General features: G+C 60.4%; 2 protein-coding genes. Both read right to left on the reverse strand.

What is annotated here, in order from left to right; genetic code table 11:
• Positions 1-127: 127 nt before the first annotated feature.
• Complete coding sequence (locus ACY35P_RS15370) at positions 128-595, reverse strand: hypothetical protein (RefSeq protein WP_462116708.1); 468 nt, start codon at positions 593-595, stop codon at positions 128-130.
• A gap of 30 nt (positions 596-625) precedes the next feature.
• Positions 626-1273, reverse strand: a complete 648-nt coding sequence (locus ACY35P_RS15375) for a hypothetical protein (RefSeq protein ID WP_462116709.1) — start codon at positions 1271-1273, stop codon at positions 626-628.
• Positions 1274-2454: the final 1181 nt, after the last annotated feature.

Below are 2454 nucleotides of genomic sequence, written 5' to 3' on the forward strand. Positions count from 1 at the left end.
GACACAAGCCGCGACAGGCCACTACGGCCTTCGCTGGCAGTCGGTTGTGGGCGCTAACACCTGAGTTAAGCCGCGCCACGAAGTGGCGTCGGCTTGGACGAATTGTTAGGCCAGCGCCGACCTGCTTTCACACAGATGCCCAAAGCGAACCAAGAACAATCATTACAGACGCGACACCCGCCGCCATGTAGCGATCTTTACGAGTTAACTCATCTAAGAACATAGAAGCAACGCATACCGAGGCCCAACACCACAGTAAGGCTGGACCATATCCCGACCCAAGCACGTGAGCGGCAGCAAACGACGCAATTATGCCGCCCTTAAACGTGAGAAGGGCCGCCGCCCCTCTTGATAGCTCCAGCCAATGTTTTTTCCGCTCGGCCTTAGTTAACAGACGGCCGAGGGGCAGAGCCGAGGACGCTTCGTAAATGCCCATGTCGTCTGGTCCGACAACCGTACAGCCGCGTGCTCGCAACGCCTCAATGGTGTGGCTGCCCAGCCGAGCTCGGAAGCTGCACTTCCTGCGGTGCTCGATGAGGTAGTGCAGCGCCATGTTGCGCTGGAAGGCTTCGGACTCTGGATCTACACGATGCATCGAAGCCTCATCGCCGGCCTAACACCTGAGTTAAGCCGCGCCGCGAAGCGGCGTCGGCTTGGACGAATTGTTAGGCGCATGCTTTGGCACGGGCTTGCCCCCGAGAATGCTCCGCAGCGCACCGAACTCAATGCTTAGGTGGTCCCGCTCGATGTCGTACCGGTCGCCGGCTTCCAGTTTCCCGACTTTCGCCCCCTGGGGCATGTGGATCATGAAGTCATCGTAGAAAGCCAACTTAACTTTCGAAGCGTAGGTGCCGGTCACCTCCAACGCCGCGGTGCCCCATACGTTAACGGCGTAAAGGGGGCGGTTGCGTTGGCACAGGCTCGCGCGCCCCGGATCAGGTTGGGGGCCAAAGGAATTAGTAGACAGGAGCGGAGAGAACGCTTCCGAGTCTTTGCTGAGGAAGAGGACGTAGCGCGAGCCCACCTGCAAGGGTTTTCCTGAGGAGAACAAGACGGATGTCCTCGGCCGCCAGCGGCCCTTGTAGGTTTCCTCGATGGTGACGACATAGCGGACGCCACAGTCGCCGGCGATGATCTGAGCTAGTTCTATGCGGCCATACACGATCTGCTCAGAGCTTTTCGCTAGCTCCGAGATAGTGACGGGCCTGACGATCGTAGCCTTCGCCGAAAGCGCGCTGAAGAACAAGAGACAGGCCGCGAGGAAATATTTCATGCGCCTAACACCTGAGTTAAGCCGCGCCACGAAGTGGCGTCGGCTTGGACGAATTGTTAGGCCCCGACCGATACAGGCGGCCGTTGTACGAGAGGTACAACGAATAGAGCAGCGCGAACCCGCTAAACCCGCCAGGTTTGAGCTGCGCCCAGCCGTGGCGGGCCATGACCGAGCAAACGACTGACCAGCAGAATGTAAGCACGAGAAACAGTACAGCGCGCCGCTGGGCGAACCCCAGCGCGGTCCCGCTTAGCAGCAGCAACATGCCTGCACCCAATGCGGGTGCCGCGGCGGGTACGTGTGCCGCCCATGCGCTGGGAGAAATCCCAAACTCCCCGAGCCCGACTGCAATTCCGACAATGCCTGCAAGCGTAAGAACCGAAGCGACCAATACGGTCATCGTGCTCGTGCGGCGCAGTACAGGCGGGTTCATAGCCTCAGCATTCAGTTCCGACACGTGAGCCTCTACTTCGGGGCCTAACACCTGAGTTAAGCCGCGCCGCGAAGCGGCGTCGGCTTGGACGAATTGTTAGGCCCCATCCGAGGGCTCTGCGCAGACGATTGGCTCGCCGCGAACGTACTCCTGCTGCCTGCCTGTGAAACCTAGCAATTTTTCTTCGCACATAAAGGTCTCATGCTTTGGGCTGCCAGGCTTGGAGATGCTTGCTGCCTCGTTCGCGCATTGCTCCATATTCCTGAAGTGGGCTCTCGCTGCTTGCGGGGCACCGGTAAAGCCCTCTGCATAGCACCCAGCTAGGCCGACTGCGATCGTTGCGGTTAGCGCGATGGACTTGACCATGGGGCCTAACACCGGAGTTGACCCGCGCCGCGAAGCGGCGTCGGGTTGAACGACTAGTTAGAGCCCACACGAACTTGCCGCGCGTGCCCGAACCTCCCGGTGCGAAGAATGCCACGGCTCGCATCCGCGAGGCGCTGGAGCGCGAAGGCGAAGACGACGGCGTGCGACTACGCGCGGGCGCGAAGGCAGGGCAGAGGGCTTGCGATAAGGATGTTGCGTTCAGGCGCGGAACCACAAGACGCCGGCCGGACGAACGAAACAAGGACGGCGCGAGAAGCCGCTGTGACTTCTAGGAAGAATCGGTGGTGGGCGCTAACACCTGAGTTAAGCCGCGCCGCGAAGCGGCGTCGGCTTGGACGAATTGTTAGGCAGAAGTGTATCC

It is taken from the genome of Lysobacter xanthus, assembly GCF_047159895.1.

Coding starts and splice junctions, on each gene's coding strand:
- ACY35P_RS15370 (WP_462116708.1), bottom strand. CDS start 595: ATGCATCGTGTAGATCCAGAGTCCGAAGCCTTCCAGCGCAACATGGCG.
- ACY35P_RS15375 (WP_462116709.1), bottom strand. CDS start 1,273: ATGAAATATTTCCTCGCGGCCTGTCTCTTGTTCTTCAGCGCGCTTTCG.